Source organism: Mycobacteriales bacterium, from assembly GCA_035550055.1.
In the GTDB taxonomy this organism is placed as follows: Bacteria; Actinomycetota; Actinomycetes; order JAFAQI01; family JAFAQI01; genus DASZTV01.
In genome coordinates this window covers 1-25,369 of the sequence record DASZRO010000073.1, presented here as the reverse complement: position 1 = coordinate 25,369, position 25,369 = coordinate 1, and the positions used below count along the sequence as shown (strand labels likewise).

At 71.3% G+C, this 25,369-nt stretch carries 32 protein-coding genes; 5 read left to right on the top strand and 27 right to left on the bottom strand.

From position 1 onward, the window contains the following. Positions 1–8: 8 nt before the first annotated feature. Positions 9–410: a DUF5319 family protein gene (locus tag VG899_11145; protein ID HWA66912.1), complete on the top strand. Its 402-nt coding sequence runs from the start codon at positions 9–11 to the stop codon at positions 408–410. A gap of 9 nt (positions 411–419) precedes the next feature. On the opposite strand, the gene VG899_11140 is transcribed toward VG899_11145, so the two are convergent. The 10 genes from VG899_11140 to tsaB all read right to left on the bottom strand — a co-directional run bounded on the left by VG899_11140 (position 420) and on the right by tsaB (position 8,414). After that, entirely contained in the window at positions 420–1,034 is a 615-nt protein-coding gene (locus VG899_11140; protein ID HWA66911.1) for a response regulator transcription factor, read from the bottom strand. Positions 1,035–1,119: 85 nt separating this feature from the next. Then, entirely contained in the window at positions 1,120–2,046 is a 927-nt protein-coding gene (locus VG899_11135; protein HWA66910.1) for a hypothetical protein, read from the bottom strand. Between the two features lie 10 nt (positions 2,047–2,056). Further along, a complete protein-coding gene (gene groL / locus VG899_11130) occupies positions 2,057–3,697 on the bottom strand; it encodes a chaperonin GroEL (protein HWA66909.1) in 1,641 nt (546 codons plus the stop codon). Between the two features lie 82 nt (positions 3,698–3,779). Next, positions 3,780–4,079, bottom strand: a complete 300-nt coding sequence (groES, locus tag VG899_11125; protein HWA66908.1) for a co-chaperone GroES — start codon at positions 4,077–4,079, stop codon at positions 3,780–3,782. Between the two features lie 132 nt (positions 4,080–4,211). Continuing rightward, positions 4,212–4,481, bottom strand: a complete 270-nt coding sequence (locus tag VG899_11120; protein ID HWA66907.1) for a DUF6295 family protein — start codon at positions 4,479–4,481, stop codon at positions 4,212–4,214. A gap of 5 nt (positions 4,482–4,486) precedes the next feature. After that, positions 4,487–5,230, bottom strand: coding sequence for a dienelactone hydrolase family protein (locus tag VG899_11115; GenBank protein HWA66906.1), 744 nt, complete (start codon positions 5,228–5,230; stop codon positions 4,487–4,489). A 49-nt stretch (positions 5,231–5,279) separates the two neighbouring features. Continuing rightward, positions 5,280–6,293 carry a WD40 repeat domain-containing protein gene (locus VG899_11110; GenBank protein ID HWA66905.1) on the bottom strand — a complete coding sequence of 338 codons (1,014 nt, stop codon included), beginning with the start codon at positions 6,291–6,293 and terminating at the stop codon, positions 5,280–5,282. Then, positions 6,290–7,309, bottom strand: coding sequence for a tRNA (adenosine(37)-N6)-threonylcarbamoyltransferase complex transferase subunit TsaD (gene tsaD / locus VG899_11105; protein ID HWA66904.1), 1,020 nt, complete (start codon positions 7,307–7,309; stop codon positions 6,290–6,292). Before tsaD ends, VG899_11110 begins: the two co-directional genes overlap by 4 nt. Then, positions 7,306–7,749, bottom strand: coding sequence for a ribosomal protein S18-alanine N-acetyltransferase (rimI, locus tag VG899_11100; protein HWA66903.1), 444 nt, complete (start codon positions 7,747–7,749; stop codon positions 7,306–7,308). Before rimI ends, tsaD begins: the two co-directional genes overlap by 4 nt. After that, complete coding sequence (gene tsaB, locus VG899_11095) at positions 7,746–8,414, bottom strand: tRNA (adenosine(37)-N6)-threonylcarbamoyltransferase complex dimerization subunit type 1 TsaB (GenBank protein ID HWA66902.1); 669 nt, start codon at positions 8,412–8,414, stop codon at positions 7,746–7,748. The genes rimI and tsaB overlap by 4 nt, the downstream gene beginning before the upstream one ends. A 25-nt stretch (positions 8,415–8,439) precedes the next feature. Here tsaB and VG899_11090 point away from each other — a divergent pair, with 25 nt between their 5' ends. Beyond that, positions 8,440–8,958 carry a DinB family protein gene (locus tag VG899_11090; protein ID HWA66901.1) on the top strand — a complete coding sequence of 173 codons (519 nt, stop codon included), beginning with the start codon at positions 8,440–8,442 and terminating at the stop codon, positions 8,956–8,958. Here VG899_11090 and tsaE read toward each other — a convergent pair. The 7 genes from tsaE to glmS are packed head-to-tail and all read right to left on the bottom strand — an operon-like array spanning position 8,924 to position 15,809. After that, positions 8,924–9,379, bottom strand: a complete 456-nt coding sequence (gene tsaE / locus VG899_11085; GenBank protein ID HWA66900.1) for a tRNA (adenosine(37)-N6)-threonylcarbamoyltransferase complex ATPase subunit type 1 TsaE — start codon at positions 9,377–9,379, stop codon at positions 8,924–8,926. The two genes, VG899_11090 and tsaE, sit on opposite strands and share 35 nt — an antisense overlap. Further along, positions 9,376–9,984 carry a uracil-DNA glycosylase gene (locus VG899_11080; GenBank protein HWA66899.1) on the bottom strand — a complete coding sequence of 203 codons (609 nt, stop codon included), beginning with the start codon at positions 9,982–9,984 and terminating at the stop codon, positions 9,376–9,378. Before VG899_11080 ends, tsaE begins: the two co-directional genes overlap by 4 nt. Beyond that, complete coding sequence (locus VG899_11075) at positions 9,971–11,011, bottom strand: alpha/beta hydrolase (protein ID HWA66898.1); 1,041 nt, start codon at positions 11,009–11,011, stop codon at positions 9,971–9,973. The genes VG899_11080 and VG899_11075 overlap by 14 nt, the downstream gene beginning before the upstream one ends. After that, on the bottom strand, positions 11,008–12,135 hold the full coding sequence (gene alr, locus VG899_11070; protein ID HWA66897.1) for an alanine racemase: 1,128 nt from the start codon (positions 12,133–12,135) through the stop codon (positions 11,008–11,010). Before alr ends, VG899_11075 begins: the two co-directional genes overlap by 4 nt. 12 nt (positions 12,136–12,147) lie before the next feature. Further along, positions 12,148–13,617 carry an NAD(P)H-hydrate dehydratase gene (locus VG899_11065; protein ID HWA66896.1) on the bottom strand — a complete coding sequence of 490 codons (1,470 nt, stop codon included), beginning with the start codon at positions 13,615–13,617 and terminating at the stop codon, positions 12,148–12,150. Continuing rightward, positions 13,617–13,970, bottom strand: a complete 354-nt coding sequence (locus VG899_11060) for a holo-ACP synthase (protein HWA66895.1) — start codon at positions 13,968–13,970, stop codon at positions 13,617–13,619. Before VG899_11060 ends, VG899_11065 begins: the two co-directional genes overlap by 1 nt. Beyond that, positions 13,971–15,809 carry a glutamine--fructose-6-phosphate transaminase (isomerizing) gene (gene glmS, locus VG899_11055; protein HWA66894.1) on the bottom strand — a complete coding sequence of 613 codons (1,839 nt, stop codon included), beginning with the start codon at positions 15,807–15,809 and terminating at the stop codon, positions 13,971–13,973. Between the two features lie 77 nt (positions 15,810–15,886). On the opposite strand from glmS, the gene VG899_11050 reads away from it, so the two are divergent. Continuing rightward, positions 15,887–16,390 (top strand): SigE family RNA polymerase sigma factor, encoded by a 504-nt coding sequence (locus VG899_11050; protein HWA66893.1) that lies wholly within the window; start codon positions 15,887–15,889, stop codon positions 16,388–16,390. Next, positions 16,387–16,764, top strand: coding sequence for a hypothetical protein (locus VG899_11045; protein ID HWA66892.1), 378 nt, complete (start codon positions 16,387–16,389; stop codon positions 16,762–16,764). Before VG899_11050 ends, VG899_11045 begins: the two co-directional genes overlap by 4 nt. Here VG899_11045 and VG899_11040 read toward each other — a convergent pair. The 6 genes from VG899_11040 to VG899_11015 all read right to left on the bottom strand — a co-directional run bounded on the left by VG899_11040 (position 16,761) and on the right by VG899_11015 (position 21,622). After that, the gene (locus VG899_11040; protein ID HWA66891.1) at positions 16,761–17,387 is read right to left on the bottom strand and encodes a DUF2461 domain-containing protein; all 627 of its coding nucleotides are present in this window, start codon (positions 17,385–17,387) and stop codon (positions 16,761–16,763) included. The two genes, VG899_11045 and VG899_11040, sit on opposite strands and share 4 nt — an antisense overlap. A gap of 10 nt (positions 17,388–17,397) precedes the next feature. Continuing rightward, positions 17,398–18,552, bottom strand: a complete 1,155-nt coding sequence (locus VG899_11035) for a glycoside hydrolase family 3 N-terminal domain-containing protein (protein ID HWA66890.1) — start codon at positions 18,550–18,552, stop codon at positions 17,398–17,400. Further along, positions 18,549–19,871 carry a phosphoglucosamine mutase gene (gene glmM, locus VG899_11030; GenBank protein HWA66889.1) on the bottom strand — a complete coding sequence of 441 codons (1,323 nt, stop codon included), beginning with the start codon at positions 19,869–19,871 and terminating at the stop codon, positions 18,549–18,551. Before glmM ends, VG899_11035 begins: the two co-directional genes overlap by 4 nt. 49 nt (positions 19,872–19,920) lie before the next feature. Continuing rightward, on the bottom strand, positions 19,921–20,451 hold the full coding sequence (rpsI, locus tag VG899_11025) for a 30S ribosomal protein S9 (protein ID HWA66888.1): 531 nt from the start codon (positions 20,449–20,451) through the stop codon (positions 19,921–19,923). Further along, on the bottom strand, positions 20,451–20,894 hold the full coding sequence (gene rplM, locus VG899_11020) for a 50S ribosomal protein L13 (protein ID HWA66887.1): 444 nt from the start codon (positions 20,892–20,894) through the stop codon (positions 20,451–20,453). Before rplM ends, rpsI begins: the two co-directional genes overlap by 1 nt. A 113-nt stretch (positions 20,895–21,007) precedes the next feature. Further along, a complete protein-coding gene (locus VG899_11015) occupies positions 21,008–21,622 on the bottom strand; it encodes an FMN-binding negative transcriptional regulator (protein HWA66886.1) in 615 nt (204 codons plus the stop codon). Between the two features lie 18 nt (positions 21,623–21,640). On the opposite strand from VG899_11015, the gene VG899_11010 reads away from it, so the two are divergent. After that, entirely contained in the window at positions 21,641–22,183 is a 543-nt protein-coding gene (locus VG899_11010) for a hypothetical protein (protein HWA66885.1), read from the top strand. On the opposite strand, the gene VG899_11005 is transcribed toward VG899_11010, so the two are convergent. The 4 genes from VG899_11005 to VG899_10990 all read right to left on the bottom strand — a co-directional run bounded on the left by VG899_11005 (position 22,173) and on the right by VG899_10990 (position 25,327). Then, positions 22,173–22,637 carry an oxidoreductase gene (locus VG899_11005; GenBank protein ID HWA66884.1) on the bottom strand — a complete coding sequence of 155 codons (465 nt, stop codon included), beginning with the start codon at positions 22,635–22,637 and terminating at the stop codon, positions 22,173–22,175. The genes VG899_11010 and VG899_11005 overlap by 11 nt on opposite strands. Then, positions 22,634–23,485 carry a tRNA pseudouridine(38-40) synthase TruA gene (gene truA, locus VG899_11000; protein ID HWA66883.1) on the bottom strand — a complete coding sequence of 284 codons (852 nt, stop codon included), beginning with the start codon at positions 23,483–23,485 and terminating at the stop codon, positions 22,634–22,636. Before truA ends, VG899_11005 begins: the two co-directional genes overlap by 4 nt. Beyond that, the gene (gene rplQ / locus VG899_10995; GenBank protein ID HWA66882.1) at positions 23,482–24,225 is read right to left on the bottom strand and encodes a 50S ribosomal protein L17; all 744 of its coding nucleotides are present in this window, start codon (positions 24,223–24,225) and stop codon (positions 23,482–23,484) included. Before rplQ ends, truA begins: the two co-directional genes overlap by 4 nt. A 76-nt stretch (positions 24,226–24,301) precedes the next feature. Next, entirely contained in the window at positions 24,302–25,327 is a 1,026-nt protein-coding gene (locus VG899_10990; protein ID HWA66881.1) for a DNA-directed RNA polymerase subunit alpha, read from the bottom strand. Between the last annotated feature and the right edge of the window lie 42 nt (positions 25,328–25,369).

The following is a 25,369-nucleotide window of genomic DNA, read 5'->3' as shown; positions in this document are numbered from 1 at the left end:
GTTGAGGGGTGAAGGACGACAGCCCGATCGACCCGTTCGCGGGTGATCCGAGCGACCCTGCGGCAGCGCTGTCGGCCGACGACTACGACGACGAGCCGCTGACCGACGACGAGCGACAGGATCTGCTCGAGGATCTCGAGGACCTCGAGGTGTTCCAGGCGTTGCTCGGCCCGCGCGGGATCAAGGGTCTCGTGGTCGACTGCGACGACTGCCACGAGGCGCACTACTTCTCGTGGGACCTGATCCGCGGGAACCTGCGCAGCCTGCTCGACGCCGGCGCTCCGCACGTGCACGAGCCGGCGTACGCGCCCGACCCGGCCGACTACGTCAGCTGGGACTACGCGCGCGGGTTCGCCGACGGCGTGCTGACCGCCGACGACGACCCGGCCGACGACGACCAGCCGGGCTGATCGGCTGCGCTAGGAGACGAGCCCGTGGCGGAAGCCTGAGGCGACAGCCTCGGCGCGGTCCCCGACGTCGAGCTTGCGGAACAGCCGCCGAGCGTGGGTCTTGATCGTGTCCTCGGACAGGAACAGGTCCCGGCCGATCTGCGCGTTGCTCTTGCCGCCCGCCATGCCGGTCAGGACCTGCAGCTCACGCTGGGTGAGGTCAGGCGCATCGTCGGTACGTCGCGGCGCGGCCGGCTTCGGCGCCTCACCGCCGAGCACCGACAACGTCAGCGCGTGGGCGACCGTCGCGCACACCTCCTCGCGCGAGGTCTCCTTGTGCAGGTAACCGCGGGCGCCGCCGGCGATCGCTGTCGCGACGGCGTCGCGGTCGGCGGCGACGGTGAGCATGACCACGGTGGCGGTCGGGTAGTCGCGGGTGAGCCGGCGGGTGGCCTCGACGCCGCCGATGCCCGGCATCTGGACGTCCATCAGCACCAGGTCGTGACGCTCCGCCGGCCAGCGGGCGAGCACCTCTTCACCGCTGGCCGCAGTGTCCACCCGGGCGACCCCGGGGATCGAGGCGACGCAGCGCGCCAGACCGTCGCGCACGGTGCGCTGGTCGTCGCAGATCAACACGCTGGTCACGAGTGCTTCATCGGCACGAACCCGCCTCGACTTCACTGGTGAGCGAGCACCTGAACGCCGCTCCTACGAAGGGCGATGCGCAGGTTCAGCCCTCGAGCAGCGCGCTGACGTTGGGCCTGGCCAGCCACTCGTCGCGCAGCTCGGCAGGCAGGTCCGCGGCGATGGTGAGGACGGCGTTTCGAGCTGCGGCCAGCGACCGTGCGGCCTCCTCGTTGCCGGCGCCGAGCAGCGCGCCGAGCAATGCTCGGGACTGCCAGACCAGCGGCAGCGCGCCGAGGCCCTCGGCGAGGGTCGCCGCGCGACGCAACGTGGCTGCCGCGTCTCCCTCGCCCGACTGAAGCTCCGCGACGCCCTGGAACAGCAACCCTTTGGAGACGTGCCGCGGCGCCCGCGCCCGCTCCGCACCCGCGACCGCCTCGACCGCGGCCGCGCGCGCCTCGCTGGGCCTGCCGGCCAGCATCGCGATCTCGGCGCGCACCCACTCCAGGCGCACCTTCTGCCGCCACCAGTCGCCGCCGTGGCCCTCGATCACGGCACTCGCCTGCGTGAACCGCTTCTTCGCCTCATCCGCCCGGCCGGCTCCGACCGCGTCGGCGGCCAGCCCGAGCAGGCAGTCGAACGCGGCCTCGCCGGGGCCGTCGGTCAGGGAAAGCCCACGCGCGTCGAGGGCCATCGCGGCCTCCGCCCGGCCGAGCCCGCGATGCACGCTCGCCGCCGTACCGCCGGCAAGGGAGGAGAACAGCTTCAACTCCGCCGTCGTCGTGCTGGCGTCGCGTGCCTCTCCCGCCTCGAGCAGCGGGACGAGCACCCGAAGGCCCGCGCCGTAGCGCCCGGAGGCGGTCAGCGCGACGCCGAGCAGCCAGGCCGCCGCGGCGACCTCGGCGTGCAGGCCCTCGCTTTGCGCGAGCCCGACCGCTTGCTCGAGGTCGGCGACGGCCTTGCCGGGCGCACCGTGGAACACCGCGCGCTCGCTGGTCGCGAGCAGCGACGGCAGATCGGCGGTTTTCGCCACGCCGCGAAGGCTAGTGGCTGTGACCGCCGGGGCCGTGCGAGTGGCCGTGGCTGTGGCCGTGGCCCTCGGGCTCGGCCTCCTCGGGCTTGTCGACGACGAGGGTCTCGGTGGTCAGCAGCATCCCCGCGATGCTCGCGGCGTTGCGTACGGCGGAGCGGGTGACCTTGACCGGGTCCACGACGCCGGCCTTCAGCAGGTCGACGTACTCGCCGGTCGCCGCGTTGAGACCGAAACCGGCCTTCAGGTCGCTGACCTTCTGCACCGCGACGTAGCCCTCGAGACCGGCGTTGTGGGCGATCCAGCGCAGCGGCTCGACGAGCGCCTTGCGCACGATCGCCACACCGGTCGCCTCGTCGCCCTCGAGCCCGAGGTCGTCCTTGAGCGCCGGCAGCGCCCGGACCAGAGCGGAGCCGCCGCCGGCGACGATGCCCTCCTCGATCGCCGCGCGCGTCGCGGAGATCGCGTCCTCGAGCCGGTGCTTCTTCTCCTTGAGCTCGACCTCGGTGTGGGCGCCCACGCGGATGACGCCGACGCCGCCGGAGAGCTTCGCGAGCCGCTCCTGGAGCTTCTCCCGGTCCCAGTCGGAGTCGGTGTTGTCGATCTCGGCACGGATCTGACGGATCCGGTCTGAGATCGCGGCCTTCTTGCCGGCGCCGTCGACGATCGTCGTCGCGTCCTTGCTGATCGTCACCCGCCGGGCCTTGCCGAGCACCTCGAGGCCGACCTGGTCGAGCTTGAGGCCGACCTCCTCGCTGACGACCTCGCCGCCGGTGAGGACGGCCATGTCGGCGAGCATCGCCTTGCGGCGGTCACCGAAGCCGGGCGCCTTGACCGCGACCGCGGTGAACGTGCCACGGATCTTGTTGACGACCAGCGTCGACAGCGCCTCGCCCTCGACGTCCTCGGCGATGACGAGCAACGGCTTCGCCGCCTGCACGACCTTCTCGAGCAGCGGCAGGATGTCCGCGACGGCGCTGATCTTGCCCTGGTGGATCAGCACGTAGGCGTCGTCGAGGACGGCCTCCATCCGCTCCGGGTCGGTGACCATGTACGGCGAGATGTAGCCCTTGTCGAACTGCATGCCCTCGGTGAACTCGAGCTCGAGGCCCATCGTCTGGGCCTCCTCCACCGTGATGACGCCGTCCTTGCCGACCTTCGCGAACGCCTCGGCGATGAGGCTGCCGATCGCGCTGTCCTGCGCGGAGATCGACGCGACGTTGGCGACCTCGGCCTGGTCGCCGACCTCACGGGCGATCGAGAGCAGCTTGGTGTTAACCGCCTCGACCGCGGCGTCGATGCCGCGCTTGAGCGCCAGCGGCTGGGCGCCCGCCGCGACGTTGCGCAGACCTTCCCGGACCATGGCCTGGGCCAACACGGTCGCGGTGGTCGTGCCGTCACCGGCAATGTCGTTGGTCTTGGTCGCGACCTCTTTGGCGAGCTGGGCGCCGAGGTTCTCGTAGGGGTCTTCGAGCTCGACCTCCTTCGCAATGGTCACACCGTCGTTGGTGATCGTGGGGGCGCCCCACTTCTTGTCGATGACGACGTTGCGGCCGCGCGGGCCGAGGGTGACCTTCACGACGTCGGCGAGGGCGTCGACGCCCCGCTGGAGCGAGTCGCGGGCATCGCTGTGGAAGGAGAGAATCTTGGGCATGCTGGCACTCTAGACCGGAGAGTGCTAAAAGGAAAAGCCCGGGCGCAGCCCGGGCTTTTCCTGTTGCGCGAAGGGTGCGGAACTAGCGGTTGACCACCGCGAGGACGTCGCGGGCGGACAGGATGAGGTACTCATCCGCGCCGAACTTGACCTCGGTTCCGCCGTACTTCGAGAAGATGACCGTGTCGCCTTCGTTGATGTCGAGCGGGACCCGAGCACCGTCTTCGAAGCGACCCGGGCCGACCGCGATCACGGTGCCCTCCTGGGGCTTCTCCTTGGCGGTGTCCGGGATCACGATGCCCGACGCCGTGGTCTGCTCGCTGTCGAGCACCGAGATCACGATGCGGTCCTCGAGCGGCTTGATCTTGGTCTTGCTGGCCACGACCGGACCTCCTGCGAGATGAATGTGGACGGATTCCCCCAGCCTGCCGGGACCCGCTGCGACGCGGCGGGTTGGCACTCTGAGGTGTCGAGTGCCAACCTACGTCAGGCTGTCAAGTTCCGTCAAAGGGCCTCAGCCGGCCGCGAGCACCGCCTCGGGGACGGCGGCCAGCGAGCGCAGGATCGCCTCGGCGAGGTCGCGGGCCGCCTGCGGGTGCAGCTCGAGCGCCACCCGTGCCGCGGGACCGTCCGCCGGCCGCCGCAGGTCGATGTTGACCGTGTGCCCGGCCATGGCGTGCACGGGGTGGTCGACGTAGACGCTGGCGTCGGTGAAGCGCAGCCACTGCGACGGGCCGCGGCCGCTGCCGCTGACCTCGAACAGCTCGGTCTGGTAGGTGCACATGCCGGTCAGCTCCCGATGGTCGTCGCCAGAAAGGCCCAGATCTTGCCCCAGGCGTCCATGGCCACCTCGGGCCGGTACGACGCCCGGTCGACGGCGAAGAAGGCGTGCCCCGCGCCGTCGTAGCGATGGAACTCGTACGGCTTCCCGGCGTCTTTGAGCAGACCCTCCAGCTCGTCGACCTGCGCCGGGGTCGGGTAGACGTCTTCGTTGCCGAACAGTCCGAGCACCGGCCCGGACATCGACGTGGCGAGATGCGCCAGGTTCGGGCGCGGGGGCAGCCCTTCAGGGGTCTCCCCGACGATGAACGCGCCGTAGCAGACGATCGCGGCGTCGAAGGGCAGGCTGCCGTTGGCGAGCCACGAGTGGCGGCCTCCCGAGCAGTAGCCGATGACCGCGACCTTCCCGTTGCTGTTGGGCAGCCCCCGCAGATAGCTCAGTGCGCCGCCCGCGTCGCCGACGAATCGCTCGTCGGGGACCCCGCCCTGGGCGCGCGCCGTCGCTGCCGCGTCGGAGGGGTCGGCGCCCGGCGCCTCGCGCCAGTACAGGTTCGGACAGACCGCGTTGTAGCCGCGCGCCCCGAACGCCCGGGTGATCTCCTTGGTCGGCGCGTCGTACCCCGGCATGTGGTGGATGACGACCACCCCGCCGCGAGGTGCGCTGTCCTGCGGCAGCGCGGCGTACGCCTCGATGGCGTCGCCGTCGTGCCCGGTGATGGAGACGGTCTCGGAGAGGAATGCGTCGGTGGCCATGCCGCCACCGTATTAGTTGCGCTGCGAAAGGACTAGGGCGCGGTCTGGGCTACCAGACCGGATCGTCCCAGTGCCCCGAGGAGAGCACACGCGCCTGGCCCGCCGACCAGACGTAGGTGGTGCCGAAAGAGATGCCGCCCGGCTCCGCGACGGTCTGCAGACCGGCTGACATCAACAGGCGGGTCCCGCTGGGGTCCACCGACACCGACGTCACGCTGCTGGGCAGACCCGTGCCGAGCGTCGCGCCGAGGCCGGCGGAGCTGAACGTGCGGATCGCCCCGTCTGAGATGACCGCGAACCGGCCGTGCCACCACAGCACCACCCGGGCGTCGCCAACCGGGTTGCCCCGTGGGACGGACCGGGTCGCCACGGTGAACTCCTGCACCACCCCGCCACCACCGCGAACGCCGGACGTGAGGGCGGCGAGCCGCCGGCTGTCGGAGGCCCACGCCAGCGACAGGACCGGAGCGCTTCTCGCGAAGCCGGCGAGCGGGCGGAGCGAGCGCGACTGCAGGTCGTAGACGACGAGCTGTGATCGTCCGTCGCAGCGCGGCTGCACGACCAGGGCGAGCTGCCTGCCGTCAGGGCTGATCGACATCGGCACGGGCTGCGCCCGTCCGGCGATCGTGGCGAGCTTTCGCAGGTCGATCGAGCGGCCCGCCGACAGCGTGTCGAGCCGGGTACGACAGCCGCCGACCGGCACTGCGAAGTAGCCGACCCGACCGTCGACTGCGGAGGCCGCCGCGACCGCGCGGGCATGACCGTGCTGTGAGCGATAGACCACGCCCCGCCGTACGAAGGCGGCCGCGCCGGTGTCGGCGCCGATCGCGAAGAACGTAGGCGGCGCGCCGGCCGATTGAGTCCCGGTCGGGGCGGACGACGGCTGGCTCGACGGGATCTTCACGCCGTTGTTGTTCAGCCCGATCGTGAACACCAGGATGAGTACGAAGCCGAGCAGGACCAGGAAGAGCGCGAGAACGCCGACCAGCACCTTCTTGCCGTTGCCGGGCGTCGGACCGGGACCGCGGCGCAGCCTCGGCACCGGCGGCGGAGGCTCGCTCACCCGAGGACCATGGCGGAGTCAGCCGGGATGTCCAACGGCGACGGATCGATCTCGCGCTCGACGAGCAGCGCGCCGAGTGCGGCGACCATGGCGCCATTGTCGGTACACAGGTTGCGCGGTGGCACCCGCAACGTGATGCCGGCGTCCTCGCAGCGCTCGGCGGCCATCGCCCGCAGCCGAGAGTTGGCGGCCACCCCACCGCCGACGACCAGCGACCCGACGCCGTACTCGCGGCAGGCCGCGATCGCGCGCGCGGTCAACACGTCCGTCACGGCCTCCTGGAACGAGGCGGCGACGTCGGCCACCGGCACGCTCTCACCGGACCGCTGCTTTGCCTCGACCCACCGGGCGACCGCCGTCTTCAGCCCGGAGAAGGTGAAGGAGAACGGGGCGTCCCGGACCACGCCGCGCGGGAAGTCGATCGAGTAGGCATCACCCTCACCGGCGGCGCGGTCGATGTACGGACCGCCCGGGAACGGCAGCCCGAGCACTCGGGCGACCTTGTCGAACGCCTCACCCGCGGCGTCGTCGACGGTGGCGCCCAACGTCGTCAGGTCGCCGACGAGATCCCCGACCAACAGCAACGAGGAGTGACCGCCCGACACGAGCAGCGCGATGCACGGCTCGGGCAGGTCGCCGTTGGCCAGCCGGTCCACCGCGACGTGCGCAGCGAGGTGGTTGACGCCGTAGAGCGGCTTGCCCGCCGACAGCGCGTAGGCCTTCGCGGCGGCGACGCCGACGAGCAAGGCGCCCGCCAGGCCCGGCCCGGCGGTGACCGCGATGGCGTCGACCTGCGCCATCGTCAGGCCGGCCTGCTCGAGCGCGCGATGCACCGTCGGGACCATCGCCTCGAGGTGAGCCCGGCTGGCCACCTCCGGTACGACGCCACCGAACCGGGCGTGCTCCTCGACGCTCGACGCGAGCGCGTCCGCGAGGAGCTCGCCTCCGCGCACGATGCCGACCCCGGTCTCGTCGCACGACGTCTCGATCCCGAGCACGACCGCAGGCGCCGTCACGACGCCACCCTCCGCATGACCAGTGCATCGGTGTTGCTCGGCTGGTAGTAGCCGCGCCGCAGCCCGATCCGGGTGAAGCCGTGCCGTTCGTAGAGACGGATCGCGCTGTCGTTGTCCGCCCGGACCTCCAGGTCCAGATGCGGGCAACCGCGCCGCTCGGACTCCGCGATCAGCTCGGTGAGCAGCGCGTTGCCGATCCCTCTGCCCTGTGAGTGCGGCGCGACGGCGATGGTCTGGATGTAGGACTCGTGCGGTGCGTACGCACACAGGCCGGCGTAGGCGCAGACGGCACCCGCGTCGTCGTCTTCGACGAGGTAGCGCCGGGTGTCACGTTCGGCGAGCTCCGACCAGAACATGCCCTCGCTCCACGAGTCCTCGGCGAACAGCTGCTCTTCCAGGGTCATCACCGCCTCGATGTCCCACCACCGCATCGCCCTCATGACGGCGTCACCGGCTTCGGCTTGCCCGGCGGCTGCGCGTCCGGGCGGCGCAGGTACAGCGGTGCGAGGCCGCCCGGCGAGCTGAGGTCTGCCCGCCAGACGAGATCCGCGGCGCGCGGCGCCGGTTCGCCCTCGCGCACCGCGAAACCGGCGAACGCGTCGCGGTACATCAACGCGCCGGCACCGGCCACTTCCGTGGTGTGGCCTTCCAGCACCGCGGCGACGTCGGCCGGCGTACCGAGCTCGGGTCCGTCGCGACGCGCGCCGCTCTCGTCGTACAACGCCCAGTAGACCTGCTTGCGGCGAGCGTCAGTGAGCACCGCGAACGGCCCGTCCGAGCAGGCGAACCGATGGGCGATGCCGTCGAGCGAGCACACGCCGAACGCCGGGATCTGCAACGCGTCGCTCATCGCCCGCGCCGTCATGACGCCGACGCGCAGCCCGGTGAACGGCGCCGGCCCCACGCCGACGACGACGCCCTCGAGGTCGCCGACCGTGACGCCGGCGTCGCGGAGCACGGCGGCGGTGAGCGGCGCGACCCGCTCGCCGTGGCGGTTGTGCGCAGTCTCGGCGCGTTCCGCCCGCACCCGCACGTCGCCGCCCGCCGCCGAGCAGACCGCAACCGTCACGGTCGGGCTCGAGGTGTCGAGCGCGAGTACGAGCATCCGACGAGGCTACGAGAGGACACTGATGGCCATGGTCGCAGACATCAAGGACCCGCGGCGGATCGAGCCGGCGTTCCTGCTGGACGAGCGGGCGATGCTCGAAGGGTGGCTGGAGTTCCACCGCATGACGCTGCTGTTCAAGTGCGAAGGCCTCACCGACGCTCAGCGCAAGGCACGGCCGGTAGGGACGTCACTGATGTCGTTGCACGGTCTGGTACGCCACATGGCGGAGGTCGAGCGACAGTGGTTCCGGCGGGTCGTCGCTCAGGACGATGCGCCCCTCGTCCTCGACTACACGACGGACGAGGACGCCGACTTCGCCGTCGAGGAAGCCGACTGGGAGGCGGACCTGTCGTGGTGGCAGTCCGAGATCACGGCGGCCCGTGAGGCGGTGGCGCGGCTGCCGCTCGACCACACCGGCGTACGCCGGGGCGAGGACGTGTCGCTGCGCTGGGCCTACAACCACATGATCGAGGAGTACGCCCGGCACAACGGCCACGCCGACCTGATCAGAGAGCTCGTCGAGGGCTCAGTGGGCTGGTAGCCCAGCGCTCGCCGATCGCGGCCACGTCGACCCGTCGTACGTCGTCGTCGTCACGCTCGATGCGGATCTCGAGCCGGTTGCCGGCCAGCCCTTCGACCAGTCCTTCGCCCCACTCGACGAGGGTCACCGACTCCTCGAGCGAGGCGTCGAGATCGAGGTCGTCGACCTCTTCGATCGAGGACAGCCGGTAGGCGTCGACGTGTACCAGCGGCACGCGCCCGTCGGCGTGCACCCTCGCGATCACGAAGGTCGGCGAGAGCACGCCCGACACGCCGAGCCCCGCGCCGATGCCCTGCGCCAGCGTCGTCTTGCCGGCGCCGACCGGCCCGATCAGCAGCACCAGGTCACCCGGCTTCAGCCCGGCCGCCAGCTCGACGCCGAGCTCGCGCATCGCCTCCGGTGTCCTCACGCGCACGCTCACCGGAGCACCTCCGCGACGAACCGGAGGTCGGCCGCGAGGGCGACGTGCGGCGGCCCGTTCGGGCCGAACCGCAGCGCCGCCGACGGGTGGTAGGAGGCGACCAGCCGCCGGCCCCGCCACTCGTGCACCTGGTGGCGTACCGCGTCGAGGGTCGTCTTCGCTCCGAGTGCCCAGGTCAGGGCGGTCCGCCCGAGGGTGAGCACGAGCGGCGGGTCGAGCAGGTCGAGCTGGCGGTCCAGCCATCCGGTGCAGCGGCTCACCTCTGCCCGCGTCGGGGTGCGATTGGCGGGCGGCCGGCACTTCAACACGTTGAGCACCGACACGTCCGCTCGCGCGATCCCCGCTTCGGCCAGGAGCCGGTCCAACAGCTGGCCGCCCTTGCCGACGAAGGGACGACCGGATTCGTCCTCGGTGGCGCCGGGGGCCTCGCCGACGATCAGCAGCCTGCTGCCGACGACCGCATCGCCGACGACGACCTGCCGTCGGGTGATGGCGAGCTCCGGGCAGGCGACGCAGCCTCGCGCTTCGGCGGCGAGCCGCGCGAGATCGGCGCACGCCTTGGCGCGATCGCTGATCTCGACGGCCGCGGGGTCAGGCTGACGCACGTTCGACGAGCCTGCGCAGCGCGGCGTTGACGTCCTCGTGGCGTTCCAGCTTTGCCATGTGGTTGGCACCGTCGAGCACCTGGAGCTCAGCCGACGGCAGAGCGGTCGCGATCACCTGGCTGTGCGACAGCGGGGTGAGTACGTCGGCGCTCCCGCACGAGACGAGCACCGGCAAACCGTCGAGCACGTCGAGCGCCTTCAGCTTGTCGTGGGACAGGAAGGTGTCGAAGAACTCGCTCATCACCTCGATCGGAGTGTCGAGCAGCATCTGTTCCATGAAGGCGACGAGCGACGGCGCCGCGCCAGGCCCGAAGGACACATAGCGCGTGACGATGAAGCCGAAGTCGCTGCCGACGCGGCGTCCGCGTTCGAGGACCGCGGCCCGCTTGCGGACCAACGTCGCCCCGCGCGGCACCAGCGGGCTGACCAGGCGCGAGACGATTCCCGGCAGGCCCACCAGCTCCTTGGCCAGGTTGCCGGTCGAGGTGGAGAGCAGGCCGACCCCGACGATCCGATCGCCGAAGAGCTCCGGCCGCTGGTCGGCGAGGGCGAGGATCGTCATGCCGCCCATCGAGTGGCCGACCAGAACGACCGGGCCGGTCGGTGCGACGGCCTGTAGCACCGCGTCGAGGTCCTTGCCGAGCTGGTCGATCGTGCAGCGCTCAGGGGCGGATCGCCCGGACCTGCCGTGACTGCGCTGGTCGTAGAAGACCAGGCGGGCCAGCTCACCCAGATCGCGGCGCTGGAAGTGGAACGCGTCCATCCGCAACGTGAAGCCGTGAGCGAAGACGACCGTCAGCGGCGCGTCGAGGTTGCCGTCGATCTCGACGTGCAGTGGCACCCCGTCGGAGGTGACGACCTCGATGCCCTCGGTGTGGAGCTTGCCGAACGGCTCGTCGGCGTACGGGTCGGGCGCCGACCGTGCCCGTCCGACCGCGCGTCGTTCCGCAGCCACACCCGCCGCGACCGCGGTGCCGGCGATGCCGGTCGCCAGCGCGACGAGCCCGACGTTGCGACGACGGCTCATGACGCGGAGAGGTATCGACGCGGCACGCGGGCTCCCACTCTCGTGACGATTTCGTAGTTGATGGTGCCGACCGCGCTCGCCCAGTCCTCCGCCGTCGGCTCCCCTGCCGCGCCCGAGCCGAACAACACCACCTCGTCGCCTGCCGCGACCGAGTCGTCGCCCACGTCGATGACGAACTGGTCCATGCAGATCCGGCCGGCAACGCGGTAGCGCCGGCCAGCGACCGACACCTCTCCGACGTTGGTCAGATGGCGCGGCACGCCGTCGGCGTAGCCGAGCGGGACCACCGCGAGCGTCGTCTCCCGCTGCGTCGTGTACTGGTGTCCGTAGGACACGCCGTGACCGGCCGGGACCCGCTTGGCGAGCGCGACCTGCGTGGTCAACCTCATCGCAGGGACGAGACCGAGCTCGCCGGCCACGCCGACCGCCGGTCCCGGCGAGAGCCCGTAGACCGCCACGCCGGGACGCACCAGGTCGTAGTGGGTGTCGGGCAGCCGAAGCGTCGCCGCGGAGTTGGCGAGATGCCGCACGACCGGGCTGATCCCCGCGTGCTCGGCGAGCTCGAGGGCGTCCTCGAACGCCCGCCGCTGCGCCTCGATGGTCGGGTGCTGCGGCTCGTCGGCGTACGCAAGATGCGACCACACGCCGACGACCTCGATGCTCGCGTCGGCCTGGGCCTTGGCGGCGGCCGCGACGAGGTCCGGCCAGTCCGCGGGCTGGGCGCCGCCCCGACCGAGCCCGGTGTCGACCTTCAGGTGGACCCGGGTGGAGCGCCCGGTGGCGGTGGCGGCCGCGACCGCGCGGTCGAGCGCCCACCCGGCGTTGACTCCCACGTCGACCCCGGCGGCCACCACGGCGCTCCAGTCGTCGTGCGGGCCGAGCAGCCAGACGAGCGTCGGCGCGTCGATGCCGGCCGCACGCAGCGCCAGCGCCTCGTCCGCCATGGCGACGCCGAGCCAGCTGGCGCCGCCCGCCAGTGCCGCCCGGGCGCACTCGACCATGCCGTGCCCGTAGCCGTCGGCCTTGACCACCGCCATCACGGCGGCGCTCCCGGCGTATCGCTTCAGGGCTGCGACGTTGCTGCGGATCGCGGAAAGGTCGATCCGGGCAGCCGACACGCTCACCCCCACAGTCTGTCAGCGGGTCCGGCGGATCGCCTCCGCAATCGCCTCGACGACGCTGATCGCGGTGATCGGCGCCGCCGGCTGCCCCGCCGCCACCAAGCCGGCGAGGCCATGAACGAACGCACCGGCCGATCCGGCATCCAGCGCGCTCACGCCGCCGGCCAGCAGCGCGCCGCACACCCCGGACAGCACATCGCCACTCCCAGCGGTGGCGAGGTACGGCGTCGACACGGTGTTGACGCGTACGTCGCCGGACGGCTCCGCGACGATCGTGGTCGATCCTTTGAGCAGGACCGTCGCGCCGAGTGAGCGGGCGGCGCCGCAGGCGGCCTCGATCCGATGGCCCTCGATCCAGCCACGGTCGCGGTCGATCAGTCTCGCCAGCTCGCCGGCGTGTGGGGTGAGAAGCGTGGGTTGGTCGCGTCCGCTGACCAGGTCAGGGCTGGCCGCGACGATCGTGATGGCGTCCGCGTCGAGCAGCACCGGCACCTCGGTGTCGAGCGCTGCCGCCACCAGGGCACGCGCCTCCTCGCCCGTACCCAGGCCGGGGCCGACGACCCAGGCCTGGACCCGGCCGGCGTCGAGCATCGCGTCCGCGTCGCCGGCCTGGATCTCGGTCACGACCGCCTCGGGCCAGCGCAACCGCACCACGTGGGCCGGTCCGTAGGTTCCGACGAAGCGGACCATCCCGGGGCCGGTCGCGAGGGCGCCGCCCACCGAGAGCAGCGCCGCGCCGGGATAGCCGTTGCTGCCCGCGACAACGCCCAGCACCCCGCGGCGATACTTGTCCGACTCCGCCGCCGGTCGCGGCATGAGCGCGGCGACGTCCCCGGCATCCAGCGCTGTGAAGCGGGATGCCGGGAGGTCGAGCCCGATCTCGACGAGCTCGACGAGGCCGGCGTGTGCGGCCCCCGGGTCGACCAGCAGACCGGTCTTGATCCCCCCGAACGTCACCGTGACGTTCGCGTGTACCGCGACGCCGTCCACGGTGCCGGTCGAGGCGTCGATCCCGCTGGGGACGTCGACGGCGACGACGGTGGCGTCGCTGTCGGCCGACAGCTGCGCCAGGCGCGCCATCGGGGCGCGCAGCGCGCCGGACGCGCCGATGCCGACCATGCCGTCCACGACCAGGTCCGCGGCGTTGAGCAGCTCGCCGTCGCGGTCGCCGCCGGCCGGGCGCGACCTGCCGCCGCTGTCATGCAGCGCGGCGAGGGCTGGCGCGAGCGGCGTCGGGCTGAGCAGCAACGCGTCGACGCGCGCGCCGCGTCGCGCCAGCTGCGCTCCGGCGTAGAGCGCGTCCCCGCCGTTGCCGCCCGACCCGACGAGCAGAACGACACGCGAGCCGTAGACCGGCGCGAGCAGCTCGGCGCAACGGCGTGCGAGCGCGTGCGCAGCCCGCTGCATCAGCGTTCCTTCGGGCAACGCGTCCAGCAGCGCCTGCTCGGCGCTGCGAACCGTGTCCGCGTCGTACGCCGCGCGCATCAGACGGTCTCCGCAATCACCATCGCGACGACCACCCCCGCGTCGTGCGAGATCGACAGGTGCCACCGGTCGATGCGCTTGTCGAGGGAGGCTTGCGCGACGGTGCCGGTCACCGCGAGGTACGGCGCGCCAGCCGGATCGTGGCGCACCTCGACGTCGTGCCAGTCCAGCCCGCCCGGCGCGCCGAGGGCCTTCGCCACAGCTTCCTTCGCGGCGAACGTCGCGGCCAGCGACTCGGGCTTCGCCGCCCGCTCGTCCGGCGTGAACAGTCGCTCCCGCAAATGCGGAGTGCGTTCGAGGCTCTCGGCGAACCGGTCGAGGCTTGCAACGTCGACCCCGATCCCGACGATCACCTATTCGACCGTGACGCTCTTGGCCAGGTTGCGCGGCTGGTCGATGTCGAGCCCGCGAGCCATCGCGAACTCGGCGGCGAGCACCTGCATCGGGACGATCGCCAGCAGCGGCGACAACAACGACTTGGTGTTGGGGATCCGGATCAGCTCGTCGGCGTGAGGAGTCAGGCTTTCGTCGCCGTCGGTGGCGATGACGATCGTTCGCGCGCCGCGGGCGCGGATCTCCTGCACGTTGGTGACCAGCTTCGGGGTCAGGGCGTGGCGTGGTGCGATCACCACGACCGGTGTTCCCTTGTCGATCAGCGCGATGGGGCCGTGCTTGATCTCCCCGGCCGGGAAACCTTCCGCCGACACGTAAGCGAGCTCTTTGAGCTTCAACGCACCTTCCAGCGCCATCGGGTAGCCGACGTGGCGACCGAGGAAGAGGACCCGCTCGTGACCGGCGATCTCGCGTGCCAGCTTGCGAACCGGGTCCATCCGGTTCAGGACCTCGGCGACCAGGTCGGGTGTGAGGGACAAGTCGTGGAAATGCGACCGCACCTCGTCGTCGTCGCGATAGCCGCGGATCTGCGCGAGGTGCAGCCCGACGAGGTACATCGCCGCGAGCTGTGACATCACGGCTTTGGTCGAGGCGACGGCGATCTCCGGGCCGCAGCGGGTGTAGAACGTCGCGTCGCTCTCGCGCGCGATCGAGGACCCGACGGTGTTGCTGACGGCCAGCACCCAGGCCCGTTGCCGGCGGGCGTGCCGGACCGCTTCGAGCGTGTCTGCGGTCTCCCCGCTCTGGCTGACCGCGACGACGAGCGTGTGCTGGTCCAGCACGGGGTCGCGGTAGCGGAACTCGCTGGCCATCTCGACCTGCACCGGCAACCGGGCCCAGCGTTCGATCGCGTACTTGCCGACGAGGCCGGAGTGGTACGACGAGCCGGCGGCGACCACGATCACCTGCGTCAGGCCTTGGATGTCCTCGTCGCTCATGGCCAGCTCGTCGAGGATCAGTCGCCCGGCCGGGTCGAGGCGGCCACCGATCGTCTCGCGCACCGACTCGGGCTGCTCGTCGATCTCCTTGAGCATGAAGTACTCGTAACCGGACTTCTCGGCCGCCGCCACGTCCCAGTCGACGTGGAACTCCTCGCCGCGGACGGGATCGCCGTCGAGGTCGGTGACCGTGACCTGGTCGCGACGCAGCACGACGACCTGGTCCTGGTCGACCAGCCGGGCGGTCCTGGTGTGCGCGATGAACGCCGTGACGTCACTGGCGAGGAAGTTCTCACCGTCGCCCAGCCCGACGACGAGCGGCAGGTTGCGGCGGGCGCCGACCACCACGTCGGGCTCGTCGCGGTGACTGACGACGAGCACGAACGAACCGTCGAGCTCGCGGCAGACAGCTCGGACGGCCGCCGCCAGGTCGCCGTCGTACTGCTCCTCGATCAAATGGGCGACCGCTTCGGTGTCGGTCTCGCTGCGCAGGGTGTGCCCGCGGTGCTCCAACCCGTCGCGCAGCTCGGTGAAGTTCTCGAGGGTGCCGTTGTGCACGACCGCGACGGCGCCGGTGCAGTCGGTGTGCGGGTGGGCGTTGCGGTCGTTCGGCGCGCCGTGGGTCGCCCAGCGGGTGTGCCCGATGCCCTGGGTGCCGGTCAGGTCGCCCGCGGCGGGGTCGGCGAGCGCGCTGCGCAGGTTGGCGAGCTTGCCCGCCTTGCGCACCACCGTCAGCTCGCCGCCGTCGGTCCGGATGGCGACACCGGCGGAGTCGTAGCCGCGGTACTCCAGCCGGGCCAAACCGTCCATCACGACGTCGAGCGCCGGTTTGGCCCCGACGTACCCGACGATGCCGCACATACCCCGAAGGGTAGTCAGTGCCGGCGAAACGGATGACAACCCGACGACGGCGTCGTTACGTATAAGACGTTGTGGCGATGACTGAGGCGGACGAGTCCGCGTTTCGCGCGTACGCCGTCGCGCGTCGGCCTGCGCTGCGGCGCACCGCCTACCTGATGTGCGGCGACTGGCATCAGGCGGACGACCTGGTCCAGACCACGCTGACGAAGCTGTTCGTCGCCTGGAAGCGGCTGCGCAGCGACGAGCAGCCCGACGCCTACGTCCGGCGCATCCTCACCCGCTGCTACCTCGACGAACGTCGCCGTCCGTGGCGACGGGAGGCACCCTTCGAGGTGCTCGAGGACCAGGCCGCACCCGAGCAGCTCGGGGTCGAGCACCTGGAGCTGCGAGACGCACTCGACCGGCTGCCGGCGCGACAGCGCGCCACCGTCGTCCTTCGCTTCTGGGCGGACGCCTCCGTCATCGAGACCGCGGAAGCGCTCGGCTGCAGCGAAGGAACCGTCAAGAGCCAGACCGCCCGCGCCCTTTCCACGCTGCGTTCGCTGCTCGCGGACCCGGTACTCGCTGAGGAGATGTCATGACCGACCTGAACGAGCGCTTCGCCAGGATGATCGAGGACGAGCCCGCCGCGCCGCAGAACCTCGACGGCATCGTCGCCGGCGGACGGCGAGCACTTCGGCGGCGCACCACGGTGACCGCCGTCGCCGGCGCTTTGGGGACCGCGGCAATCGCCACTGCGGTCGCCGTACCCGTCGCGGCATCGGCTCACAGCACCCCGGGCGCGAGCGTTGCCCTGGCTGCCAGCGCAAGCCCGTCGCCGACGCACATCGGCAAGGAGTGCGTGAAGTGGCACAAGGCGAAGCACCGCAAGGGCGGGGAGTACCTCGTCGTGAAGCGGACCAAGCACGGGGCCGAGACGATCTACACGTGCCGGGTCGTCAAGCCCAAGTCCTAGTCCGTCCCGACGTGGCGGTCGAGCCAGTCGACGACCGGGTTCATCGCTCGCCACGCCTTCACGACCTCGGTCTGCGCCCGCTTGGTGGAAAGCCACGCCGGGCAGCCGAACTCCCTGTGGCAGGTCAGCGACTTGTAGCGCAGCAGGTCGGCCCGCGGGTGCTCCTTGTCGTAGCCCGCGGGCACCCGGGTGAGCTGCTCGCCGTGGACGCGCAAGCCGGCCTTCGACACCGCGCCGATCGCCGCCTCGAGGTCGGGTCCGGTCCGGTCGTCGGCGACGGCCCGTCGAAGGCGCCCGACCTGCTCGGACGTGGTGTGCCAGTAGCCGCCACCGACGAACAGGCCGGCGGCCGACACCTGTAGATAGCGGCGGCTGTCGTCGAACCAGACGCCCTGGTGGGTCTTGTACGGCGTCTTGTCCTTGGCGAACCTGATGTCCCGGTACGGGCGGAACAACTTGCCCTCTCCGAACTCGCCGGCGACGGCGGCCATCAGCTCGAGGATCGGCGCCTTGACCTGCTCGTCGTACACCGCCTTGTTGGCGGTCCAGAACGACTTCGAGTTGTCGTTCTCGAGGTCCTCGTAGAAGTCCAGCGCCGCGACCGGAATGCCCGCGAAGGTCATGAGCGGCAATCTAGAGCAGGCCGGCGGCGGCCTTTGCCTGCAGCACCGTCAGCACATCGGCCTTGACGACGGCGGCGAATCCCGCGTCGGACTCGACCCTCGCGCGTACCGCCCGCTCCATCGCGTAGACCGGCGAGCGCTGGGTGTCGAGCAGCATGGTGCCGCCCGCGCGGAAGAAGCGCACCGCTGCCTCGCCCGGCGGCACCGCACGGACCGCCTTCGCGTGGAAGCTGTCGGAGATGACGATGCCGGTGAAGCCGAGCGCACGGCGCAGCAGGCCGGTGATCACCGCCGGGGAGAAGCACGCCGGACGGCCCGGGTCGATGTTCGGGTACGTCGCGAGCGACACCATGACGAACGGCGCGCCCGCATCGATCCCGGCCTGAAACGGCGAGAGGTAGGGGCTGTGCGGGCCGGTCGGGTCGGTGACGTGGCGGCGTAGGTCGGTGTTTCCGTTCGCCCGGCCGAGCCCGGGGAAGTGCTTGACGGTGACGTCGACGCCGCCGCGGTCCTCACCGCGCACCACTGCGGCGGCGTGCGAGGCGACGACGGTCGGCGTGTCGCCGAACTCGCGGTCGTAGCGGCCGATGGGCGGGTTCGCGCGGGGGTGTCCGGCAGGCACAGTGTCCGCGTCCGGCGCGAGGTTGACGCTCACGCCGGCGGCTGCCAGCTGCTCGCCCCACGTCTGTGCGCGGCGCTGCAGCGTCGACGGCGCCAGCCGGCCCTGCGCAAGGGCGGTCGGCATGTTCGAGAAGCCCGGGCCGGACAGCCGCTGGACCTCGCCACCCTCCTGATCGGTGGAGACGAACGGTTTGACGCCGCGGACGCTCAGCGCGGCGGAGAGCTCCCCGGTGACGCCGGCGGTGCCCGCGATGCCGGCTGAGGAGTTGCCGACCAGGATCACGTTGCCGACGTGGTGCGCTGCCAGCGCCGTCAGCGCGCTCGACGAGGGACCGGTCGAGCTGACCCCTGCCATGAACAGCTGCCCAACCCGCTGGGCGGGCGACATCGACGCGTACCTCGCGAGTGCCTGGGCACCGGGTGACGGCGCGACCGGGCCGGGCTGGGTCCGCACCGCGTGGGTTCGCACCGGATGCGCAGCGGCCGTGCCGACGGTCGCGACACCGAGGCCGAGCACAACCGCCGCGACCAGTCGGCGTCTCATCCGATTCCCGCCGCGATCCGCTCGGCGTACGAACGCGCTAGCCCGGCGTCGGCCGCCTCGACCATGACGCGCACGAGCGGCTCGGTGCCGCTGGCTCGCACCAGCACCCGCCCGTCGTCGCCGAGCTCGGCCCGGACCGCGTCCGCCACGGGTTGGACTGCCGCCAGGGCAGCGGGTACGTCGTCGACCCGGACGTTGACCAGCACCTGCGGGTACGCCGGGAACTGGGCCGCCAGCGACTCGAGCGACTGGTTGGCCTGACGCAGTGCGGCCAGCAAGTGCAGGCCGGTCAGCAGGCCGTCACCGGTCGAGGCATGCTCGGACAGCACCGTGTGGCCGGACTGCTCGCCGCCGATCACCGCGCCGGTCACGCGCATGCGTTCGGCGACGTGGCGGTCCCCGACCGGCGTGGTCTCGACGACGATGCCGTGCTCGGTCATCAGCCGATGCAGCCCGAGGTTGCTCATCACCGTGACGACGACCCGACCGCCCGGCAGGTTGCCCTGGCGCTGCCGTGCGAGGGCGAGGATCGCGAGGATCACGTCCCCGTCGACCGGCGTGCCCGAAGCGTCGACGGCCAGGCAGCGATCGGCGTCGCCGTCGTGGGAGATGCCGACGTCGGCTCCGGCGGTCCTCACCGCGTCTGCCACCGCGGCAAGGTGGGTCGCGCCACACCGGTCGTTGATGTGCTCGCCGGACAGGTCGGTGTTGATCACGGTGACGTCGGCGCCGGCCCCGCCGTACACCGCCGCGGCCACCGTGGCGGCCGCGCCGTTGGCGCAGTCGACGAGCACCCGCAGCCCGTCGAGCCGGGCCGGCAAGGTCCGAAGGAGGGCCTCGACGTACCAGCTCGGATCGTCGCTGAGGTCGGCGACCACCGAGCCGGCCGACGGCTGCGAGGACGCCTCACCCAGCTTGCTCTCGATCGAAGCCTCGGTCGTTTCGGCGAGCTTCCGGCCGCCCGCGCCGAACAGCTTGATGCCGTTGTCGGCGGCCGGGTTGTGGCTGGCCGAGACGACGACGCCGAACCGCGGCCGCTCGGCTCGTCCCGGCAGGCCGTCCGCGATCGCACGCGCAACCGCCGGCGTCGGGATGACGCCGAGCAACGCCACGTCCGCGCCGGCCGAGGTCAGGCCGTCGACGACCGCGTCCTGCAGCCAGCCGCCGGAGGGCCGTGGGTCACGACCGACGACGACGAGCGGACGATCGACGCCGGAGGCGAGTACGCCGACGGCCGCGCTCGCGAGTGATCTCGCGAGATCCGCCGTGAGGTCGACGCCCGCAACGCCGCGAACGCCGTCCGTCCCGAACAGCGTCACCGCGTGCGGAACCTGTCCGCAGGCGCCGGGGGCGCGGCCGATCGCGTTCTCAGCGCTTGCTGTACTGCGGGGCTTTGCGGGCCTTCTTGAGGCCGTACTTCTTGCGTTCCTTCGCCCGCGCGTCGCGGGTGAGGTACCCGGCCTTCTTCAGCGGCGGGCGGGCCCCGTCGACCTCGAGCAGCGCGCGAGCGACGCCGAGGCGGACCGCGCCGGCCTGGCCCGACACGCCACCGCCGCTGACGCGGACCAGGACGTCGTATCCGTCGGGGATGCCGAGCGTCTCGAACGGCTCGTTGACGATCTGCTGGTGGACCTTGTTCGGGAAGTAGTCGTCGAGGGTGCGGCCGTTGATCGTCCACACGCCGGTGCCGGGCACCAGGCGCACCCGGGCGATCGCCTCCTTGCGCCGACCGGTGGCCGCCGACGGGCCGCCGACCTGCACGAGGGGCTTGCGCTCGGCGGGCGCCGACGTGGTCTCGGGGGAGTAGTCGGAGGTCTCCGCGGCAGGGCTGTCGTCCTCGGTGGCGGCGTCGTCATCCACGACGTCGTCGATTGCGTCCTCGGTCACGGTCTCGCTCACTACTGCGCCACCTGCGTGATCTCGTAAGGCACCGGCTGCTGCGCCTGGTGCGGGTGGTCGGGGCCGGCGTACACCTTGAGCTTGCTGGCCATCTGGCGACCAAGCGTGTTGTGGGGAAGCATGCCCTTGACCGCCTTCTCGACGACCCGGTCCGGCCGCTTGTCGAGCAACTCGCCGATCGCGGTCGAGGTCAGACCACCCGGGTAGCCGGAGTGGCGGTGGGCGAGCTTGTCCGCCCGCTTGTTGCCGGTCAGGGCAACCTTGCTGGCGTTGACGATGATGACGAAGTCACCGGTGTCCATGTGCGGGGCGAAGATCGGCTTGTGCTTGCCGCGAAGCAGCCGAGCCGTCTGGCTGGCAAGCCGACCGAGCACGACATCGGTTGCGTCGATGACGTGCCACTGGCGAGTGACCTGGCCAGCCTTCGGTTGGAACGTACGCACAGGGGTGCCTTTTCGTGTCTTCGATTGGTTTCCAGCGGCGCCACTGACGCCAGGAGACGCGCAGGCTGACGCCCGTGCGACCGGTCGAGGTTACCCGTGGCCGTGTCGGGCGGTCAAAAATCCAGCCGCCGCAGCAGGTGCTCCCGAGCGGCGACGTCACCGGGATCGCCCCGGCGCTCGAGGTCGGTCGCGATCGCTTCGCGATGCGCCCGGTCGACGTTGCCGCCGTACTTGAACTTGCCGGCGACGTCACGGATGTCCAGCCGCAAGCCTCTGATCCCGGCGAGCTTGCGCTCGTGCACCGCCGGGTCGGCGTGACCGCTGTCGGGCTCGAGGTCACCGAGCTGGCTGCGCAGGATGGCGAGCTTGCCGGCAGGGTCGTCGACCACGCTCGCCTCGCAGCGGAGCTGGACCGCCGCGTAGTAGGTCGTCGGGATGCCCAACGCCCGGCCCTCCTCGCCGATCGCCTTCCAGGCGGCCGGGATGTAGGCCCAGTCCCCCGCAACGCTCAGCAGCACGGCCGGGTTCTCCTCGATCGCGCCCCAGATCGGGTTCGGGCGTGCCAGGTGCAGCAGCACCTCGCCGCCGGAAAGGACGAACTGCGTGGGGACGACGACCGGCACGTCACGGTCGCGTCCCGACGCGATCAGCTGGCCGAAGCCCTGGTTGACGACGAAGGCCCGCCACTCGGCTTCGCCCGAGGTCGCATCCCACGGGTGGATCAGCACTCGTGCATCATCACTGACATGGCCGCGACGCCAGCACCGATTTTCGACTTCGACGTCGTCGCACTCTTCGAAGCGCTCGACGCCCAGCGGCGGGAACGCGGCCTCAACTGGACCGGCGTCGCCCGCGACATCTGGCAGATGTCGCACCTGCTCAACGCCGAGCGCGGCGACCATCCAATCAGCCCCGCGACGATCATCGGGATGCCGAAGCGCGGCATGACCAGCTGCCAGCACGCGCTGTTCATGTTGCACTGGCTCGACCGGGTGCCCGAGTCGTTTCTTGAAGGGGCGACATCGGTCCGTCCGGACGCGACACTCCCGCGATGCGGGCCGGACCGCCGGCTGCGGTGGAGTCTCAAAACGCTGTACGCCGCCCTCGACGAGCGCCGTCAGGCCGAGGCGCTGACCTGGTCGCAGCTGGCGAAGATCCTGCGATGCACGCCGAACCAGCTGACCGGCCTGAAAGCGGCCCGCTTCGCGACGAACATCGTGCTGGCCATGCGCATCACCCAGTGGCTCGATGAGCCGGCAGCGACTTTCATCCGCGCGGCTAGGTGGTGACGTCGCCGACCAGCCCGTCCCAGTCCCAGCGCGGGACCGACAGGCCGGACGCGACCGTGTGGGCGCCGGTGGGGTGCTCGTTGAACCGCGCCACCGCCCACTCCATGTAGCTGCGCAGCGCGTCCCGGAACGGCTGGTCGGCCGGCAGACCAGCATCGTCCGCTGCCGCCATGAAGCAACGGACGAACCGCTGGGCGAGGTCGGTCATGTCACCGTTGCCCGCGTGCATGGCGAGCAGGTCGGTCTGGTTGCCGCAGTGCCGCGAGTACTCCTCCGGCCCGCCGAGCGCTTCACCCCAGTACGCCGCGAGACGCTCGACGTGGCGCGGGTTCTGGCCGGGATGGGAGAACGGGTGGTTGAGCTCCGGATCCGCCAGACAGCGGGCGTGATGGGCTGAGGCCAAGGCCAGCATCGCCGCAGCGCCACCCGCGTGCTCGTAGAGCGAAACGGTCATTGCTCGTCCCTGCGTCGTCGGGTGCGCTCGGCTTGCGCGCCGAGCTCATCGTCGGGCGGATAGTCGACCGCGACCAGCGTCAGGCCGTGCGCGGGCGCAACCGTGACCGCCGAATCGCGAACCTTCGCAGCGAGGACCTCCGCCGGCCAGGCGACCGGGCGACGCGCCTCCCCCACGGCGATCAGCGCCCCCACCATCGAGCGCACCTGGTTGTGGCAGAACGCGTCCGCGTGCGCTCCGATCACGATGACGTCGTCGTCGTCGCGCGCGACCGTCAACGAACGGAGGTGGCGAACCGTGGTGGCGCCCTCGCGACGACGGCAGAACGCGGCGAAGTCGTGCTCGCCGACCAGTCCCAGGGCGGCCTCCCGCATGGTTGCCACGTCGAGGACACGATGCCAAAAGACCGTGTCACGACGGCGCAGCGGGTTCGGCCGGCCGTCGGTCATCCGGTAGCGATAGTGCCGGCCGGTGGCGGCGAACCGCGCGTCGAACCCGGCGGCGGGAAGGCTCACGCCGGTCACCGCGACATCAGCGGGCAGGACGCCGGCGAGGCGCCGGGCCAGCCCGGTCACCTCCGGCGCGTCGACAAGATCGACATGGGCGACCTGGCCGATCGCGTGAACCCCGGCGTCGGTGCGCCCCGCAACGGTCAGCCGCGGGGGGTCCGGCAGCCGCAGCACTCGAGCCAGCGCCGCCTCGACCGTCTCCTGCACCGTGCGCTGCCCCGGCTGACGCGCCCACCCGGCGAAGTCCGTCCCGTCGTAACGCAGATCGAGCCGCAGACGGACGAGCCCGCCGTCCCCCGAAGGGGTGGCGGGCTCGTCGGCGTCGTACGACGTGCTCACTCCTCGGCGGACGCCTCGGGCTCGGTCGGCTCGCCGTCCTCAGCCGGCGCCTCGGCCTGCTCTGCCTCGACCTGCTCCGCCTCTGCCTGCTCCGCCTCGACCTGCGGCGCCTCAGCCTCGACGGCGTCGACCTCAGCCGCTTCGGCCTCGGGCGCTTCGACCTCAGCCTCGGCCTCCGCGTCGTCGTTCAGGACGTCGAGACCGGCGTCGTCGGCGTCGTCGGCAGCGGCCTCAGCGGCCTCAGCGGCCACCGCGGCAGCGGTCGGCGACTCCGCAGCGAGCTCTGCGGCCGCCTCGGCGGTCGCGCCGGTCGGCCGGCGACGTCGGGCGAAGCGAGTGCCGCGCGCGGCCTCCGCCTCGGCGACGGCCTGCTGTCCGACGGTCTGCGACTCGACCAGCTCGATGACCGCCATGGCGGCGTTGTCACCCTTGCGCGGACCGAGCTTGGTGATACGGGTGTAGCCGCCCGCACGCTGGGCGAACGCCGGGCCGATCTCGGCGAACAACGTGTGCACGACGGACTTGTCCCGCACGACGCTGAGCACCTGGCGACGGGCGTGGATGTCGCCCTTCTTGGCGAAGGTCACCATCCGCTCGGCCAGCGGCTGGAGTCGCTTCGCCTTTGCCAGCGTGGTCGTGATCCGCCCGTGCTCGAACAGCGAGGTGGCGAGGTTCGCCAGCAACAGCCGCTCGTGCTGCGGGCTACCGCCGAGCCGCGGTCCCTTGGTAGGTGTGGGCATCGCTACGTACTCCTTGTTGTCTTTTCTCGGGGCCCCCGCGGAGTTTTCGAGCGGAGGGAGAAAAGTTCGTGGGGTATTAGTACTGCTCGGTCTCGGCGAAGCCGGCGTCGCCGTCCTCGTAGCCCGGGTCATAGGTCGTGACGACCGCGCTCGGGTCGAACCCAGGAGGGCTGTCCTTGAGCGCGAGCCCGAGACCGGCGAGCTTGCCCTTGACCTCGTCGATCGACTTCTGGCCGAAGTTGCGAATGTCCATGAGGTCGGCTTCGGAACGCGACACCAGCTCGCCGACGGTGTGGATGCCCTCGCGCTTGAGGCAGTTGTAGGAGCGGACGGTGAGGTCGAGCTCCTCGATCGGCAGTGCGAGGTCGGCCATGAGCTGCGCGTCGGTCGGCGACGGGCCGATCTCGACACCCTCGGCGTTCTCGTCGAGCTCGCGGGCCAGGCCGAACAGCTCGACCAGGGTGTGGCCGGCCGACGCCATCGCCGTACGCGGCGTGATCGAGGACTTCGTCTCGACGTCGACCACGAGCCGGTCGAAGTCGGTGCGCTGCTCGACTCGGGTGGCCTCGACCTTGTAGGTCACCTTGAGGACCGGCGAGTAGATCGAGTCGATCGGGATGACGCCGATCGGCTGGCCGGGCTGCTTGTTCTGCACCGCGGAGACGTAGCCGCGACCGCGCTCGACGGTGAACTCGATCTCGAGCTTGCCCTTCGCGTTCAGCGTCGCGATGTGCAGGTCCGGGTTGTGGATCTCGACACCGGCCGGCGGTGCGATGTCGGCCGCGGTGACCGCGCCGGGGCCCTGCTTGCGCAGGTACATCACGACCGGCTCGTCGTGCTCGCTGGAGACGACGAGGTTCTTGATGTTGAGGATGAGGTCGGTGACGTCTTCCTTGACGCCGGCCACGGTCGAGAACTCGTGGAGGACGTCGGCGATCCGCAGCGACGTGACGGCCGCGCCCGGGATCGACGAGAGCAAGGTACGGCGAAGCGAGTTGCCGAGCGTGTAGCCGAAGCCGGGCTCGAGCGGCTCGATGACGAAGCGCGAACGACTGTCGTCGATCGGCTCCTCGGTCAGCGTGGGGCGCTGTGCAATGAGCAAGGTGTTGCCTTCCAGTCAGGGGCGACCGCTATATGACGCCCT